The organism is Streptomyces sudanensis (genome assembly GCF_023614315.1).
Lineage (GTDB): Bacteria > Actinomycetota > Actinomycetes > Streptomycetales > Streptomycetaceae > Streptomyces > Streptomyces sudanensis.
Window position 1 is genome coordinate 919123 of the sequence record NZ_CP095474.1, and the last position, 17112, is coordinate 936234.

Annotated in this window: 9 protein-coding genes; 6 read left to right on the plus strand and 3 right to left on the minus strand. The window is 76.2% G+C overall.

Annotation, left to right across the window (positions count from 1 at the left end):
* The first annotated feature begins 276 nt into the window (after positions 1-276).
* From MW084_RS04110 to MW084_RS04120, 3 genes are all read left to right on the plus strand, one after another.
* Positions 277-714 (plus strand): gamma-glutamylcyclotransferase family protein, encoded by a 438-nt coding sequence (locus MW084_RS04110; protein WP_010475653.1) that lies wholly within the window; start codon positions 277-279, stop codon positions 712-714.
* Between the two features lie 91 nt (positions 715-805).
* Positions 806-1630 carry a purine-nucleoside phosphorylase gene (locus MW084_RS04115; RefSeq protein ID WP_010475654.1) on the plus strand — a complete coding sequence of 275 codons (825 nt, stop codon included), beginning with the start codon at positions 806-808 and terminating at the stop codon, positions 1628-1630.
* A gap of 151 nt (positions 1631-1781) precedes the next feature.
* The gene (locus MW084_RS04120) at positions 1782-3461 is read left to right on the plus strand and encodes a phospho-sugar mutase (protein ID WP_050986710.1); all 1680 of its coding nucleotides are present in this window, start codon (positions 1782-1784) and stop codon (positions 3459-3461) included.
* A 99-nt stretch (positions 3462-3560) separates the two neighbouring features.
* Here MW084_RS04120 and MW084_RS04125 read toward each other — a convergent pair whose 3' ends face one another.
* On the minus strand, positions 3561-4151 hold the full coding sequence (locus MW084_RS04125; RefSeq protein WP_029553265.1) for a PH domain-containing protein: 591 nt from the start codon (positions 4149-4151) through the stop codon (positions 3561-3563).
* 541 nt (positions 4152-4692) lie between these two features.
* Here MW084_RS04125 and MW084_RS04130 point away from each other — a divergent pair.
* From MW084_RS04130 to MW084_RS04140, 3 genes are read left to right on the plus strand one after another with little or no spacing between them, the layout of a single operon-like run.
* The gene (locus MW084_RS04130; protein ID WP_029553266.1) at positions 4693-11922 is read left to right on the plus strand and encodes an amino acid adenylation domain-containing protein; all 7230 of its coding nucleotides are present in this window, start codon (positions 4693-4695) and stop codon (positions 11920-11922) included.
* Positions 11923-11941: 19 nt separating this feature from the next.
* Entirely contained in the window at positions 11942-13135 is a 1194-nt protein-coding gene (locus tag MW084_RS04135) for an FAD-dependent monooxygenase (RefSeq protein WP_010468315.1), read from the plus strand.
* The gene (locus tag MW084_RS04140) at positions 13132-14076 is read left to right on the plus strand and encodes an SDR family oxidoreductase (RefSeq protein WP_010468316.1); all 945 of its coding nucleotides are present in this window, start codon (positions 13132-13134) and stop codon (positions 14074-14076) included. Before MW084_RS04135 ends, MW084_RS04140 begins: the two co-directional genes overlap by 4 nt.
* Before the next feature lie 602 nt (positions 14077-14678).
* Here the strand turns inward: MW084_RS04140 and MW084_RS04145 are convergent.
* Together MW084_RS04145 and MW084_RS04150 are read right to left on the minus strand one after the other, a co-directional pair.
* Entirely contained in the window at positions 14679-15503 is an 825-nt protein-coding gene (locus MW084_RS04145) for an alpha/beta fold hydrolase (RefSeq protein WP_010468317.1), read from the minus strand.
* Between the two features lie 153 nt (positions 15504-15656).
* Entirely contained in the window at positions 15657-16955 is a 1299-nt protein-coding gene (locus MW084_RS04150; protein WP_338057711.1) for an NAD(P)/FAD-dependent oxidoreductase, read from the minus strand.
* Positions 16956-17112 lie beyond the last annotated feature (157 nt).

Sequence of the window (17112 nt, forward strand, 5' to 3'; positions counted from 1 at the left end):
GGCCGGGCGCGGGGAAGGCGCGTCCGGGAGCCGGAGCGGGAGCCCAAGCGGAAGCCCGAGCGGAAGCCGGAGCGGAAGCCGGAGCGGAAGCCCGAGCGGGAGCTCGACGGGAGCTCGACGGGAGCCCGGAACGAGGGCCTCCGGCACGGGGGAGCGCCTCCCGGATCCGCCGGGCGGGGTCCGGGCCCGGGGAGGGCGCGCCCGGTTTCCGGGGGCGGGGCACCGGATGCGAGGTCAGCAGGCACGGGAGGCGGACCCTCCCGTACCCTCGGAGCCATGTCGCTCTACGCCGCGTACGCCGGCAACCTCGACGCGCGGCTGATGACGCGCCGCGCCCCGCACTCGCCGCTGCGCGGCACGGGCTGGCTGAACGGCTGGCGGCTGACGTTCGGCGGGGAGCAGATGGGCTGGGAGGGAGCGCTCGCCACGATCGTGGAGGCCCCCCGCTCACAGGTCTTCGTCGCCCTGTACGACATCGCCCCCATGGACGAGGACTCGATGGACCGCTGGGAGGGCGTCGGCCTCGACGTCTACCGGCGCATGCGGATCCGGGTGCACACCCTGGACGGCGAGGAGCCCGCCTGGGCGTACGTCCTCAACGGCTACGAGGGGGGCCTCCCCTCCGCCCGCTACCTGGGGGAGATCGCCGACGCCGCCGAGTCGGCCGGCGCCCCCCACGACTACGTGATGGAACTGCGCAAGCGCCCCTGCTGACCGCCGGCCGCCGAAACCGCCGGGCGGTGGCGCGGACACCGCGAGCCCTGCCATCTACGCGCGTAGGCCCGGACGGGTTACCCTCGTCGGCGTGAACGCATCTGTTACCCAGGACCCCCTGCGGGACGGTCCCCTGCCCGCCGCCCGGCGCGCCGCCGCGCGCCTGCGCGAGCTGACGGGCGCCGAGAAGCACCACGTCGCCCTCGTGATGGGCTCCGGCTGGGCCCCGGCCGCCGACGCGCTCGGCGCCCCGGAGGCCGAGTTCCCGGTCACCGAACTCCCGGGCTTCCCCCCGCCGGCCGTCGAGGGGCACGGCGGCCGGGTCCGCTCGTACCGCGTGGGCGGCAAGCGCGCCCTGGTCTTCCTCGGCCGCACGCACTTCTACGAGGGCCGCGGCGTCGCCGCCGTCGCCCACGGCGTGCGCACCGCCGTCGCGGCGGGCTGCGGGACCGTGGTCCTCACCAACGGCTGCGGCGGCCTGCGCAAGGGCATGCGCCCCGGCCAGCCGGTCCTGATCAGCGACCACATCAACCTGACGGCGGCCTCCCCCATCGAGGGGGCGAACTTCGTCGACCTGACCGACCTGTACTCGCCGCGGCTGCGCGCCCTGTGCAAGGAGGTGGACCCGTCCCTGGAGGAGGGCGTCTACGTCCAGTTCCCCGGCCCGCACTACGAGACTCCGGCCGAGATCGCCATGGTCCGCGTCCTCGGCGGCGACCTGGTCGGCATGTCCACGGTCCTGGAGGCCATCGCGGCGCGCGAGGCGGGCGCGGAGGTCCTCGGCATCTCCCTCGTCACCAACCTGGCCGCGGGCCTTTCGGGTGAGCCGCTCAACCACGAGGAGGTGCTCCGGGCGGGCCGCGACTCGGCCGCGCGGATGGGCGAGCTGCTCACGCGCGTGCTGGAGCGCATCTGATCCGGCCCGCCGCGGCCGGGCCGCCCCGTCCGGGGACCGGCCCGGCCGCGGCGGGCGNGGNNCNGNCGNCGNCCGNCCNGGGGCGCGCGGCGCGTACGGCACCGCCGCCGGCCCCGGGACCGCGTACGACGACACCAGGGAGGCAGACCCCGTGGAGCACGACCCGCGGCAGGACCGGCAGGACCGGCAGGACCTCATCGCGCAGGCACAGGCGTGGCTGGCCGAGGACCCCGACGAGGAGACCCGCGGCGAGCTGGCGCGGCTCCTCGCGGACGGGGACGTCGGCGAGCTCGCCGCCCGCTTCTCCGGCACGCTCCAGTTCGGCACCGCCGGGCTGCGCGGCGAGCTGGGCGCGGGGCCCATGCGGATGAACCGCTCGGTGGTCATCCGGGCCGCGGCGGGCCTGGCGGCGTACCTGAGGGCGAAGGACCTGACGGACGGCCCGGTGGTGATCGGGTACGACGCCCGCCACAAGTCGGCCGACTTCGCCCGGGACACGGCCGCCGTGATGGTCGCCGCGGGGCTGCGGGCGGCGCTGCTGCCGCGCCCGCTGCCGACGCCCGTCCTCGCGTACGCCACGAGGCACCTGGGCGCGGTCGCCGGCGTCGAGGTGACCGCCAGCCACAACCCGCCCCGCGACAACGGCTACAAGGTGTACCTGGGCGACGGGTCGCAGATCGTCCCGCCGGCGGACGCGGAGATCGCCGCGAGGATCGCCGCGGTGCGGTCGCTGGCGGACGTGGAGCGGGCGGAGGGCGGCTGGGAGGTCCTGGGCGACGAGGTGCTGGAGGCGTACCTGGCGCGTACGGACCGGGTGCTGACGCCGGGCACGCCGCGTACGGCGCGGGTCGTGTACACGGCGATGCACGGCGTCGGCGGGGAGGTGGTGCGGGCGGCGTTCGCGCGGGCGGGCTTCCCCGCGCCGGTGCCGGTCGAGGAGCAGGCGGAGCCGGACCCGGACTTCCCGACGGTGGCGTTCCCCAACCCGGAGGAGCCGGGCGCGATGGACCTGGCCTTCGCGAGGGCGCGGGAGGCCGGCCCGGACATCGTGATCGCCAACGACCCGGACGCGGACCGCTGCGCGGTGGCCGTGCCGGACGCGACGGCCGCGGCCGGGTGGCGGATGCTGCGCGGTGACGAGGTGGGCGCGCTGCTCGCGGCGCACCTGGTGCGCAAGGGCGCGACGGGCGTGTTCGCGGAGTCGATCGTGTCCTCGTCGCTGCTCGGCCGGATCGCGGCGGCGGCCGGGGTGGGGTACGCGGAGACGCTGACGGGCTTCAAGTGGATCGCCCGCGTCGAGGGCCTGCGGTACGGCTACGAGGAGGCGCTCGGCTACTGCGTCGACCCGGAGGGCGTCCGCGACAAGGACGGCATCACGGCGGCGCTGCTCGTCGCGGAGCTGGCGTCGGAGCTGAAGGAGCGGGGCCGGACGCTGTCGGACCTGCTGGACGACCTGGCGGTGGAGCACGGCCTGCACGCCACGGACCAGTTGTCGGTGCGCGTCCGGGACCTGAGCGTGATCACCGACGCGATGCGCCGGCTGCGGCAGGCACCGCCGTCGGAGCTGGCGGGGCTGGCGGTGACGCGCGCGGAGGACCTGGCGCTGGGCGCGGGCGACCTGCCCGCGACGGACGGGCTGCGGTACCGCCTGGAGGGCGCGTACGAGGCGCGGGTCGTCGTCCGCCCGAGCGGGACGGAGCCCAAGCTGAAGTGCTACCTGGAGGTCGTCGTCCCGGTCCCGGACGCCGGGGCCCTGCCGGACGCGCGGGAGCGGGCGGCCCGGACGCTCGGCTCCCTCAAGCACGACCTGGCGCGGGCCGCGGGCATCTGACCCGCGGGGNCGGGGCGCCNGGGGNCCGGCGTCCCGGCGGGCGGTCGGCGCCCGATCCGTCCGCGGGGGCCGGGGGCCCGAGGTCCGGGGCCCGGCCGCTCACCCGGTGGCGAGCAGGACCACCAGGGCGGCCAGGCCGAGCAGGGCGGGCACGATGACCTCGTACGCCCACCGGACCTCGGGCTCGCCCTGGGCGGTGGGGCGGGCGGCCTTCCGCTCGGCGAGCTCCCGCAGCTCCCGCACGGTGTTCTCGGTGCCGGCGGGGGTTCCGTCGCCGCCGCGCGCGGCGCGCTTGCGCTGCCGCATCGAGACGGGCACGGCCCACATCTGGTACGTGTCGCCGGACTGGGTCACGACCTCGGTCGAGTACGTCGCCCGCACCGTCGCCACGGCGGCCCAGGGCAGGACGATGGTGCGGAACGGGTTGCGGACGCGCATCCGGTCGTCGCCGGCGAAGACCGCGGGCCGGAAGGTGAAGGCGATCACCAGCGGAACGCCCAGCAGCAGGCCGGCCGCCGCCGTCCAGGGCGTGCGGCCGTCCCCGCGCAGCAGGGCGTCGCCGCCCATCCACAGGCCGATGCCGAGCATCAGCACTCCGCCCGCCATGGCCATCGGCGACCGGTAGGAGCGGTCGGCGTAGGCGGGCTCGGACGGTGTCCCGGGCTGTCCGGGCTGCTCAGGGCTTGTCATGGGGCCGATTGTGCCTCACGTCCCCCGCGCACTCCGAGCACCGGGTCCCCGGTGCTCGCAAGTGCGCGGGGCCCGCGGTCGCTCCCGGATCGGTGGCCGGTCCGGGGCCGGTGGCCGCTCCCGGATCCGGTGCGCGGCCGGCGGCCCGGGAGGGGGCGCGACGGCCGCCCAGCGGCGCCGGGGGCGAAAGGGACCGCCTCCGCCGGCGCCCCGCGGGCATTTCCCGCGCGAGTAATTCGGAATTCCGTACCGGAGCGTTTCCCCCGGGAGCCCACGGAGAGGCGACCCGCGGTGGGCGGGCCGGTTAAATCTCATGGAACCGCAGCCGGTGGCGGACGGGTCCTTTCCACGGGAGCAGCCGAATCGGCAACCGCGCCGCCCGCCCCCTACTCGAACAGGTAGGGGGGCCTACTCATGCAGGCAGTGGCCGGGCACCGACCCGCAGCATATCGTGATTCCGCAGTTCCATTTCCGGTTGCAGGCTTATGAATTCCGCCCTCTGTGCACCTTTTCACCCGCGTGAAATACGGAAGGATCCACTGTGGCTGCGCGCCGAGAATTCCCCCTCACCTCGTACCAGCGCGACATCTGGGCGGCAGAATCCCAGACACCGAACAGCCCCCAGTTCAACGTCGTGATCGACGAGAGGACCACCGGTGCGGTGGACGCCGCCGCGCTGCGTACGGCGTTAGGCCGTGCGCTGGCCCGGCACGACGCCTTCCGGCTGCGGTTCGGCGAGCGGGACGGCGTCCCGTACCAGTGGCTGACCGACGACCCGCTCGACGGCTCCGGCCCCGCGGTGGCCTGGGTGGACCTGTCCGGGGAGGCGGAACCGGAACGGGCCTGGGAGGCGTGGCGGGAGGACTCCTTCACCCGGCCGTTCCCGCTGCTCGGCGCCCCGCTGTTCCGCGCGGCGGTGGTGCGGGAGAGCGCGGAGGTGCTGCACCTCCACCTCAACGCGCACCACCTGGTCGTCGACGCGTGGACCCTCAACGAGGTCAGCCGGGACGCCTGGGCGGAGTACGCCCGGCTGACCGCGGGGGCGGCGGGCGCCGAGGCGCCCGGTCGGGCGCCCTCGTACCGCGACTTCGTCGCCGTCGACGAGGCGTACCGGGGGTCGCCGGAGCGGGAGGCGGCGCGGGCGTTCCACCGGGCCGCGCTCGACGGGGTGGCGCCGGTGCTCTTCCAGCGCCACCCCGACCGGGCGGCCGCGGACACGGCGCGGCGCGGGCACCACGGCTTCACCCTCGGCGGCGACCTGGTCGCCCGCATCCGCGCGGGCGGCTCGTCCCCCTTCGCGTACCTGACCGCCGTCTTCGCCGTGTACCTGGCGCGGGTGCACCGCTCGGAGGAGGTCGTCCTCGGCGTGCCGTTCCTGAACCGGGCGGACGACGGCGAGCGCGCCACGGCCGGCCAGTTCGCCAACAACCTGCCGCTGCGGGTGCCGGTGGCGCAGCACGCCACCCTGCGGGAGCTGGCCGCCCTGGTCCGCGAGCGGGTGGGCGCGGCGCGGGAGCACGAGCGGCTGGCCCTCGGCGACGTGCTGCGCGACCTGCCGGCGGACGCGGTGGGCTCCCGGCAGCTCTTCGACGTGGTCCTGTCGTACCTGCGCTACCCGCGCCCCGAGGTGCCGAAGGGCGCGGAGCGGGACACGGTGATCACGGCCCCGGTCCACGAGCAGGACGCGCTGTCCGTGCTGATCCAGGCGTTCGACGACGACGCCGACCTGCGGGTCGAACTGGACTACGCGACGGACGTCTTCGACGCCGACTTCCCGATCGAGGCGGTCGCCGGCCACCTGCTGACCCTGGTCCGGGCCGGGCTGGACGAGCCCGAGCGGCCCGCCCTGGCCCTGCCGGTCCTCACCGGGGACGAGCGGCGGGAGATCGCCGGGCTCCAGCAGGGCCCGGCGACGGCGTACCGCTCCGAGGCCACCCTGCACGGGCTGGTCGAGGAGCAGGCCGCGCGCACCCCCGACCGGACGGCCGTGGTCGCCGCCGACGGCACCGCGCTGACCTTCGCCGAGCTGGAGGCCCGCGCCAACCGGGTCGCGCACGCGCTGCGGGCCGAGGGGGTCGCCGTCGGCGACCGGGTGGCCGTGCTGCTGGAGCGCGGGCCGCTGACCGTGCCCGCGCTGCTCGGGGTGCTGAAGTCGGGGGCCGCCTACGTGCCCGTCGACCCCGGTTACCCCGCCGAGCGGATCGCCTTCCTGCTGCGGGACAGCCGGGCCCGGGCCGTGCTCACCGGCCCGGCGGCCGCCGCGCCGGACGTCCCGGCCGGGGTGCCCGTGCTCGACGTGGACCGGCTGGTGGCCGAGGGGCCCGCCGACCGCCCGGAACCGGCGGCCGGGCCCCGGGACCTGGCGTACGTCATCTACACCTCCGGCTCCACCGGGCGGCCCAAGGGCGTCATGGTCGAGCACCACTCGGTGGTCAACCGGCTGGCGTGGATGCAGGAGCGGTACCCGGTCGGCGCCGACGACACGCTGCTCCAGAAGACCCCGATCTCCTTCGACGTGTCGGTGTGGGAGCTGTTCTGGTGGGCGGTGGAGGGCGCCTCGCTGGCGCTGCTCCCGGTGGGCGGGGAGCGCGACCCCCGGACGCTGCTGGACACCATCGCCGAGCGCCGGGTGAGCGTGCTGCACTTCGTGCCGTCCATGCTGGGCCCGTTCCTGGACCTGCTGGAGGCGGAGCCGGCGCTGGTGGCGCGGGCGGCGAGCCTGCGGCAGGTGTTCTGCAGCGGCGAGGCGCTGCCGGCCGCCCGGGTCGAGCAGTTCGCCCGGGTGCTGGGCGGCCTGCCCGTCGCCCCGGCGCTGACCAACCTGTACGGCCCCACCGAGGCCACCGTGGACGTCTCGTACCACGACTGCCCCGTCGTCCCCGGGCAGCGGGTGCGGCGGGTGCCGATCGGCCGGCCGGTCGCCAACACCGCGCTGCGCGTGCTGGACCCGTACGGCGAGCCGCAGCCCGTGGGGGTGCCCGGGGAGCTGTGCATCGGCGGCGTCCAGGTGGCGCGCGGCTACCTGGAGCGGCCGGAGCTGACCGCGGAGAAGTTCACCGACGACCCGTTCGCCCCCGGCGGCCGGCTGTACCGCACCGGCGACCTCGCCCGGCTCCTCGCCGACGGCGAGGTCGAGTACCTGGGCCGGATCGACGGCCAGGTCAAGATCCGGGGCAACCGGGTCGAGCTGGGCGAGGTGCAGAACGCCCTGGCGTCCCTGCCCGGCGTCCGCGACGCGGTGGTGGTGGACCACCACGACGCGGACCTCGGCACCCGGCTGGTGGGCTACTACGTGGCGGACGAGGAGCGCGACCCGGTGGCGCTCCGCTCCGACCTCTCCCGCACCCTGCCGGAGTTCATGATCCCGGCGGTCTTCGTACGCATCGCCGCCGTACCGCTCACGCCCAACGGCAAGGCCAACCGGCGCGCCCTGCCGGCCCCCGCGGCGGCGGGCCGGCAGGCGTACGCCGAACCCCGCGACGACGTCGAGGCCGCCCTGGCCGCCGTCTGGGCCGAGGTCCTGGGGACGGAGCGGGTCGGGATCCACGACGACTACTTCGGCCTCGGCGGCGACTCCATCCTGATGCTGCGGGTCCGCGCCCTGGCCGAGCGGCGCGGGTACCGCTTCGACCTCAGCGACCTGGTGCGCAACCCCACCGTCGCCGGGCTGGCGCCGCTCACCACCCGCGACACCACCCCGGAGGAGGCGGACCCGGAGCCGTTCGCCCTGGTCTCCGGCGTGGACCGGGCGCGGCTGGAGGGCCGCCAGGACGCCTGGCCCGCCAACCGGCTCCAGCTGGGGCTGCTCTTCCACAGCCGGGTCGAGCCCGACTCGGGCGTCTACCGCGACGTCTTCCGCTACAGCCTCGCCCTCGCCACCTGGGACGCCGAGGCGTTCACCGCCGCCCACCGGCTGCTGGTCGCCCGCCACCCGGCGCTGCGCTCCTCCTTCGACGTCGGCGGCCGCTCCGAGCCGCTGCAGATCGTGGACGCCGTGGTGGAGGGCGCCCTGGACATCGTGGACCTGCGGGCCGTCCCGGAGGAGGAGGCCGAGGAGGCCATCGCGGCGCACGTCGAGGAGCGCCGCCGGCACCGGTACGTCTTCGAGCGCGCCCCGCTGCACCACCTGCGCGTCCACGTGCTGCCGCGGAGCGTGGAGCTGGTGCTCAGCTTCCACCACGCCATCCTGGACGGCGGCAGCGTCGCCACCCTGATGCGCGAACTCCTCCAGGACTACGCGCACCTGCTGGGCGAGCCGATCGGCGCCGTCCCGGACGCCCCGGTCGCGATGGCCGCCCACCACGTGCTCGCCGAACGGCGGGCACTGGAGTCGGCCGAGGCCCGGGAGCACTGGACCGCCTACCTCGCCGGGGCGCCCCAGCTCCAGCCGGCCGGCTTCCGGCCGCACGAGGCGCCCGGCACCGGCGAGCAGATCACCCGCCGCGTGGACCTGCCCGCCGCGCTCACCGGCGCCGTGCGGGAGTTCTCCCGCGCGCACACCGTGCCGGTGAAGTCCGTGCTGTTCGCCGCCCACCTGCTGACCCTGCGGCTGTTCTCCGGCCAGGACGACGTGGTCACCGGCCTGGTCACGCACGGCCGGCCGGAGCGGGAGGGCGCCGAGCGGGCCGCCGGGCTCTTCCTCAACACCGTGCCGGTCCGGGTGACCGGCACCCCGGACAGCTGGCTCGGCGCCGTGCGGGAGGCGTTCCGCCAGGAGCAGGAGACCCACCCGTACCGCCGCTACCCGCTCAGCGCCATCCAGGAGGAGGTCGGCCACGGCGTCCTGGACACCGCGTTCAACTACATCCACTTCCACCAGCTCGCCGAGGTGTTCGCCCTGCCCGGCATCGGCTCGCTGGGCTTCCGCACCTGGGAGGAGACCAACTTCGCGCTGCTGGTCAACGCCGTGACCGAACCCGACGGCGAGGGGATCTGGCTGCGCATGGACTACCAGGGCCGGCTGTTCACCCCCGGCCAGGCCGACCTGTACGGCAACGCCTTCACCGGCATCCTGGAGCGGATCGTCCGCCACCCGTCCGAACCGCTGGACTTCGGCTTCCTGGCGCGGCCCGTCGCGCCCGCGCCGCAGGCCCGGCCCGTGCCCGACGTGGTGCGCGCCTTCGAGGAGCGGGCCGGACTCGTCCCCGACGCGGTCGCGCTGGTCCACGGCGACCGGCGGTGGACGTACGCCGAGCTGGCGGACGCGGCCGACCGGGCCGCCCGGCGGCTGGCCGGGCTCGGCGCCGGACCCGGCACCCGGGTGGGCGTCGCCATGGAGCGCTCCCCGGAGGCGGTCGCGGTGCTCCTCGGCGTGCTGAAGGCGGGCGCCGCCACCGTGCCGCTGGACACCTCCTACCCGCGCGAGCGGATCGCGGCCATGCTGGACCAGGCCCGCCCGGTGGCCGTGGTCACCCACGCCGCCGACGAGGCCGACGCCGCCCACACGGCCCGCGGGCTCGCCGCCGCCCACGGCACCCCGGTGGTCCGGGCCGCCGCCCTGCTCGACCCCGCCGCGGGGGACGGCGCCCCCGAGGGCGGGCTGCCGGCCGCCCTGGACCCGGAGTCCGTGGCGTACCTGCTGTTCACCTCCGGCTCCACCGGCGCGCCCAAGGGCGTGGAGATGCCGCACCGCGCCCTGGCCAACCTGGTCGCGTGGCAGAACGACGAGCCCAGCGGCGTCGTCGGCGGCGTCACCGCCCAGTACGCGCCGATGAGCTTCGACGTGTCGTTCCAGGAGATCTTCTCCACCCTGTGCGGCGGCGGCACCCTGCTGCTGCTCTCCGAGGAGCAGCGCCGCGACATGCCCGCCCTGCTGCGGCTGCTCGACCGGGAGCGGGTGGAGCGGCTCTACCTGCCGTACGTCGCCCTCCAGCAGTTCGCCGAGACGGCCCACGCGCTGGGGGCCGTTCCCGGCTCGCTCAAGGCGATCATCTCCTCCGGCGAGCAGCTGCGGATCACCGACGAGATCCGCGCCCTGTGCGCCGCGCTGCCCGGGGTGATCCTGGAGAACCAGTACGGGCCCACCGAGTCCCACGTGGTGACCCGCCACACCATGACCGGCGACCCGGCGGCCTTCCCGCCGCTGCCGCCGATCGGCACGCCGATCGACGGGGCCGAGGTGCTGGTGCTGGACGCGCGGATGCGCCCGGTGCCGCCCGGGGTCACCGGCGAGATCCACCTCGGCGGGGTGTGCCTGGCCCTCGGCTACGCGGGCCGCCCGGACCTCACCGACGAGCGGTTCGTGCCCCGGCCCGGCGGCGCCCCCGGCGAGCGGCTCTACCGCACCGGCGACCTCGGCTACGTCCTGCCGGACGGCTCGGTGGTGTGCACCGGGCGGTCCGACTCGCAGGTGAAGGTGCGCGGCTACCGGGTGGAGCCGGCCGAGGTGGAGCTGGCCATCATCCGGCTCGCCGCGGACCACCCGGGGCTGGCCGAGGCGGCGGTGGTCGCCCGGCGCCGCGAGGGCAACGATTCGTTCCTCGCCGCCTTCCTGGTCGGCGACCCCGACCGGACCGACCTGCCGCAACTGGTCAAGCAGCTCCGCTCGGTGCTGCCGGACTACCTGGTCCCCTCGCACTTCCAGTGGGTCGAGGCGCTGCCCCTCACCCCCAGCGGCAAGCGCGACGACAAGACCCTGCGGGAGCTCCCGCTCACCGCCGCGACCGGCGCCGGCGACACCACGGCACCCCGCGACGCCTACGAGAAGGCGCTCACCGAGATCCTGCGCGAGTTGCTGGGCGTGCCCGAACTGGGCGTGCACGACAACATCTTCGACCTCGGCGCCACCTCGCTGACCGCGATGCGGCTGGTGGTGCTGATCGAGCAGCGCTACGGGACGGCCGTGCCGCTCTCGGAGTTCGTCGCCGCCCCCACGGTCGCGGAGCTGGCGGCCAGGTTGCGGGGCGGCGGCGCGGTGGCCGCGTTCGACCCGCTGGTGCCGATCCGGACGGGGGGCGACCGGCGCCCGCTGTTCTTCGTCCACCCGATGGGCGGCAACGTCCTGTGCTACGTGCGGTTCGCCGCCCACCTCCCCGACGACCGGCCCTTCTACGCCCTCCAGGCGGCGGGCGTGGACGCGGGCACCGAGCCGCTGCGCAGCGTCCCGGAGATCGCGGCGAGCTACGTGGCGCGCATCCGCGAGGTGCAGCCGGAGGGGCCGTACCTGATCGGCGGCTGGTCCTTCGGCGGCTTCGTGGCCTTCGAGATGGCCCGGCAGCTCCGGGCCCAGGGCCAGGAGGTGCGGCGGCTGGTGCTGCTGGACACCACCGCCCTCAACCCGGGGCGCCGGCTGCGCACCAGCGACGACGCGCTGCTGAGTTGGTTCTTCTGGGAGCTGCTGTGGCTGCGGCGCGGCGGCGACTCGCCGGAGGAGGTGATCCCCGCGGAACTGACCACGCTGGACGAGAAGTTCGAGTTCATCGCCCAGCTCGCGGTGGACGAGGGGGTGCTGCCGGCCGGCGCCACCGGGGCGGTCGTCCACCGGCTGTTCCAGGTGTACGAGGCCAACTGGCGGGCGGCGTTCGCCTACCGGCCCGACGTGGTGGAGCAGGACATGGTCCTGATCCACGCCAGCGAGCCGCTGCCGGAGGTGCTGGACACGATGCACACCGCCATCCAGTCCATGCACCGCGACCCCACCAACGGCTGGAGCGAGCGCACCAGCGGCGAGCTGACGGTGATCGACGTGCCCGGCGACCATCTGACGATCATGGAAGAGCCGCACATCGCGCACGTCGTCAAGGTCGTCACCGACCTGATCGGGGAGGAATGAGATGAGCGGGGGAAGCGGCATGAGCAGGCGCAAGGCACTCGTCGTGGGGGCCGGCATCGGCGGGCTGACCGCCGCCGCCGCCCTGCGGGACGCGGGCTGGGACGTCGAGATCCACGAGCGCGCCACGGAACTGCGGGCGGCCGGTTCGGGCCTGTCGGTGATGAGCAACGCCATCGGGGCGCTGCGGTCCATCGGGCTCGACCTGGGCCTGGAGAAGCGCGGACAGGTCCTGGAGTCGTACCACGTGCGCACCGCCCGCGGCCGGCTGATCAGGGAGTTCCCCTTCCCGGCGATCATCCGCCGGCTGGGGGTGCCGAGCGTCCTGATCACCCGTTCCGCGCTCCAGCAGGCGCTGCTGGAGGCGACCGAGGGGATCCCCCTCACCCTGGGCTCCGTCGCCCGGGACTTCGTCACGGACCCCGCCACCGGCACGGTGACCGTCCGGTTCACCGACGGCCGGGAGGCCCGGGGCGACGTGCTGATCGGGGCCGACGGCTTCCAGTCCGCGATCCGCCGGCACCTGGTGGGTCCCGAGCACTCCCGGGACAGCGGCTACATCGTCTGGCTGGCCCTGACGCCCTTCAGCCACCCGCGCTTCACCCCCGGCTCGGTCACCCACTACTGGGGCAGCGGCCAGCGCTTCGGCCTGGTCGACATGGGCGACGGGCTCCTCTACTGGTGGGGCACGAAGAACATGCCGACCGCGCGCTCCCACAACTGGCAGGGCGGCAAGGACGAGGTGGCGCGGGCGTTCGCCGGCTGGGCCGAGGAGGTCGAGCAGGCCATCGCCGTCACCCCCGAGAAGGACATCCTGGCGGTGCCCTCGCGCGACCGGGTCTTCCTGGAGCGGTGGGGCCGCGGCCCGGTCACCCTCCTCGGCGACGCCGCGCACCCGATGCTCACCAGTCTGGGCCAGGGCTCGGGCATGGCGATCGAGGACGCGGTCGTCCTCGCCCGCCGGCTGCGGGGCGCCGCGGACGTGCCGGCGGCGCTGCGGGCGTACGAGGACGAGCGGCGCGAACGCACCCGGGCCATGGTGGCCTCCTCCCGCGCGGTCAGCGACTTCGAGCAGGCGGAGAACCCGGTGCGCCGGCCGGTGCGGGACGCGTACTTCCGCTTCATGCCGGACCGGAAGCTGACCGCCGTCCTGGAGCAGGCGCTCGTCTTCACGCCCGAACCGGTCGCCGGCGCGATGGCGGAGGCGGGCCGATGACCGCCCCGGGCGCGTCGGCCACCCGGGTGCCGGACGGCGGCGCCCGGCCCGCCCCAAAGCCCGGCTCCCGGGCCGGCGCGGTCGTGCCGCACGGGCGGGCGGTGCTGGTCACCGGCGCCTCCAGCGGACTGGGCCGGGCCACCGCGCTCCACCTGGAGCGGCTGGGCTTCCGGGTGTTCGCGGGGGTGCGCCGGGACGCCGACGGCGAGGACCTCGCCGCCGAGGCCGCGCACGGCCGGGTCGATCCGGTGCGGATCGACGTCACCGACGCGGAGTCCGTCCGCGCGGCGGCCGAGCGCGTCGCCGGGCTGCTGGACGGCGGCGGGGCCCTGTGGGGCCTGGTCAACAACGCCGGGGTGTGCGTCTCCGCCCCGCTGGAGTGCGTACCGGCGGACCGGCTGCGCTGGCAGCTGGAGACCAACGTGGTGGGCCAGCTCGCCGTCACCCAGGCGTTCCTGCCGCAGCTGCGCCGCTCCCGGGGCCGGATCGTCAACGTCACCTCCGGGCTGGGCACGGTGGCGCTCCCCTACCTGGGGGCGTACGCCGCGGCGCAGTACGCGAAGGAGGCGCTCAGCGACGTGCTGCGGCGCGAGCTGGCTGGCTTCGGCGTGTCGGTGAGCGTCGTGCAGCCGGGCGCGATCAGGACGCCGATCTGGGGCAAGGTCGGGGAGGTCGCCCGGGAGGCCCTGCGCCACGCCGACGGCGAGGTGGCCGCGCTGTACCGGGCCCGGTTCGAGCGGTTCCTCGCCGCCAACGAGCAGGGTGCCCAGGAGAGTCCGACCACCCCGGAGGACATGGCCCGCGCGGTCGCCCGCGCGCTCACCGGGGCCAGGCCCCGCACCCGCTACCGGGTGGGCGCCGACGTGCGCAGGCTGGCCGTGCTGGCCCGGCTGCTGCCGGACCCGCTCCTGGACCGGTACCTGCGGCCCCTGACCGGCTGACGGCTCCCGTCCACCCCGTCCCCACCGGCCCGTCCGGCGGCTCCCCCCGCCGGATGGGCCGGCGGCGTACGGCGGGCGGACCGGCGGCGGGCGGCGCCGGGAGAACCGGCGGCACGGGCCCGGACGGGCGGTACGGGCCGACGGCGGGTGCGTCGGACGGACCGGCGGCGGGCGGCCGGCGGCGCCGGGAGAACCGGCGGCACGGGCCCGGACGGGCGGTACGAGCCGACGGCGGGTGCGTTGGACGGACGTCGGCGGGCGGCGCCGGGAGGACCGGCGGCACAGGCCCGGACGGGCGGCACGAGCCCGGACGGGCGGTACGAACCGGCCGGCGGACCGGCGGGCAGACGGCGTGAGGCGCCCGGCTGCCCGGTGCGCGGTGCCCGGTGCGCGGTGCCCGGTGCGCGGTGCCCGGCGGACAGTGCCCGGCGGCGCGGCTCGCCCGGCGGACGGGTACCCCGCCGGGCGGCCCCGCGCCGCCCGGTGCGCGGCGGGAACNCCGGCACCCCGGCGCCGGGAACGCCGGGGTGCCGGGGTCGGGGACCGGGACCCGGGCCGGAGGCCGGGAGTCCCGGGGTCAGGGGTGCTCGGCGGCCGCGGCGCTAGGCGCCCGCGGCGTCCCGGACCGGGCGGGCGCCGTCGGGGACGGCACGCGCCAGGAAGTCCGTGATCAGCGAGGCCCACTCGGCGGGCCGCTCCAGGGCGATGGCGTGGCCGCAGTCCAGGGTGGCCAGTTCGGCGCCGGGGATCCCGGCGGCCAGCTCGCGGGAGTGCGCCGGGGTGGTGAGCACGTCCTCCAGCGGCGAGACGACCAGCGTGGGCACCCGGATCGCGGCCAGGTCCCCCGTCACGTCGATGGTCTCGAAGAGCGCCAGCTGCTCGTCCGTCCCCGCCGGCAGCCCGGCCGCGAAGAGGGCGAGCTGCTCCTCCACCTCCTCCGGGGTGCGCTCGTCCAGCCAGCTCGCGCCGCCGACCACCAGGGAGAGGTAGGCCGCCAGGGTGCGGCCGTCGTCCGTCCGGCCCAGGGCCCGCCACACGTCGAGGACGAGGCGCAGCCGGGGGTTGGGCCGGGCGAACCCGGAGGACAGGACGAGGGCGGTCACCCGGTCGGGGTGCCGCGTCGCCGCCCGTACGGCGACGGTCGTCCCCATGGAGAAGCCCGACACGGCGAAGGTCTCCGCGCCCGCCCCGACGGCTGCCGCCACCACGTGGTCGGCCAGCGCGTCCAGGGACAGCGGGGCGTCCGGGAGCGGGATGTCGCCGGAGCCGGGGTAGTCGGGGCCGATGACCGTGTGCCGCCGGGCGAGTTCGTCCAGGACGGGGCCGTAGCTGTCCTGTATGTCGCTGCCGGCGCCGTGCGCCAGGAGCAGGGCGGGTCCCGAGCCCCGGACCAGCGGGGCGGGCGAGCGGTACCGAGAGGTCGTCACCCGCGCACGCTAACCGGGCGCCGCGGGCGACGGGAGGGCCTCCCGCCCGCTTTGTCGCGCTATGTCCGGTCGGGCTACTCGAACGAGTAGTCGCCTCCCGCCCGGACGCGGTCCGGACCCCGGCCCGGAGCGGGCGGGGCCCGGACCGCCGCCTCAGCGGCGGAAGGCGGAGGGGTCGACCGACACCAGCCGCTTGACCGGGCCGGGGACGAACGCGCCCCGGTCCTCCCGCTCCTCCACCGCCCGCAGCGCCGCGAGGGCCGTCCGGGACCCGGCGTACCGCAGGGGCTCGCCGGGGATCGCCCCGGCCGGGGGCCGGGCGAGGGCCGAACCGGACCACTCGTCGTCGGTGCCCAGCACCAGCGAGGCCAGCACCTTGGCCATCAGCCGGGAGGGCCCCACCCCGTCGCCCGAGTAGCCGGTGGCGTAGCAGACGCCCGGCACGGAGCGCAGCCAGCCGGCGAACGGCACCGAGGTCACCCCGTACTCGACGGGCGCCGTCCACATCGTGTCCACCGGCACGTCCCGCAGGTCCGGGAAGAGCCGCAGGAACTGGCGCCGCACCTCGCCGGGGCGCAGGGCGCGGCCCCACATGGTGCCCGCGCCCGAGTTGCCGGGGGCCAGTCCCACCCCGCCCTTGCCGAACACCAGCCGGCCGTCGGGGGTGGTGCGGTAGTAGTTGAGGCGCTTGCGGGCGTCGCACACGGAGGTGGCGTCCCGCCAGCCGATCGCGTCGAGCCGGTCCGGCACCGGAACGGTCAGGACCGTGTCGCTGGCCACGGTGACCATGTGTCCGGCCAGCTCCTCCAGCCGCCCCGCCCAGGCGTTGATCGCCAGCACCACCCGGTCGGCGCGGATCGTGCCGTGCCGGGTCACCGCCAGGGTGGCGCCGTTCTCCCGGCGCAGCGCGGTCAGCGGGGTGTGCTCGTGCACGCGTACGCCCTGGTCCAGGGCGACCCGCCGCATTCCGCGCACCAGTTTGGCGGGTTGCAGCGTGGCGCAGTGCGGGTCGGCGACCGCCCCGTGGTGGGACGGGGTGCCGACCGCCCGGCGCGACCGGTCCGGGCTCACCTCGCGCAGCGGCTCCACCCCGGCCCGGGCGAGGTCCTCCAGGGTGGTGTTCCAGGCGCCCCGCTGGGCCTCGGAGGACGCCGCCCACAGCCAGGGGCCGCGCCGGTACTCGGCGTCGATGCCGTGCTCGTCGACGAAGTCGAGGATCTCGTCCACGGCCCGCTGGGACGCCTCGCCCAGCCGGCGCGCCTCGGCGTGGTCGCTGATGGCGACCAGGCTGCTGAAGCGGGCCCACATGGGCATCAGGTAGCCGGCGTTGGCGCCGCTGGCGCCGCCGCCGCAGACGTCGGCGTCGATGAGCACGACGTCGGTGCCGGGGGCCCGCCGCAGGATCTCCAGGGCGGTCCACAGACCGGTGTAGCCGCCGCCGACCACGCACACGTCGCAGCGGGTGTCGCCGTCCAGCGCGGGGGACTTGCCGTCGTCGGGTTCGGCCGCGAGGGCGTCCCGCAGCCAGGCCGTCCGCCGTGCGGGGGNCGGCGTGCGGGNNGGNCAGGGGGCGGGGAGTACCAGGGTGTCCATCTGCTGCCTCCGGGGG

What these genes read in the sequence shown, in the direction of transcription:
- MW084_RS04110 (WP_010475653.1), top strand. Translation starts at nt 277, where the DNA reads ATGTCGCTCTACGCCGCGTACGCCGGCAACCTCGACGCGCGGCTGATG.
- MW084_RS04125 (WP_029553265.1), bottom strand. Translation starts at nt 4,151, where the DNA reads ATGACAAGCCCTGAGCAGCCCGGACAGCCCGGGACACCGTCCGAGCCC.
- MW084_RS04135 (WP_010468315.1), top strand. Translation starts at nt 11,942, where the DNA reads ATGAGCAGGCGCAAGGCACTCGTCGTGGGGGCCGGCATCGGCGGGCTG.
- MW084_RS04140 (WP_010468316.1), top strand. Translation starts at nt 13,132, where the DNA reads ATGACCGCCCCGGGCGCGTCGGCCACCCGGGTGCCGGACGGCGGCGCC.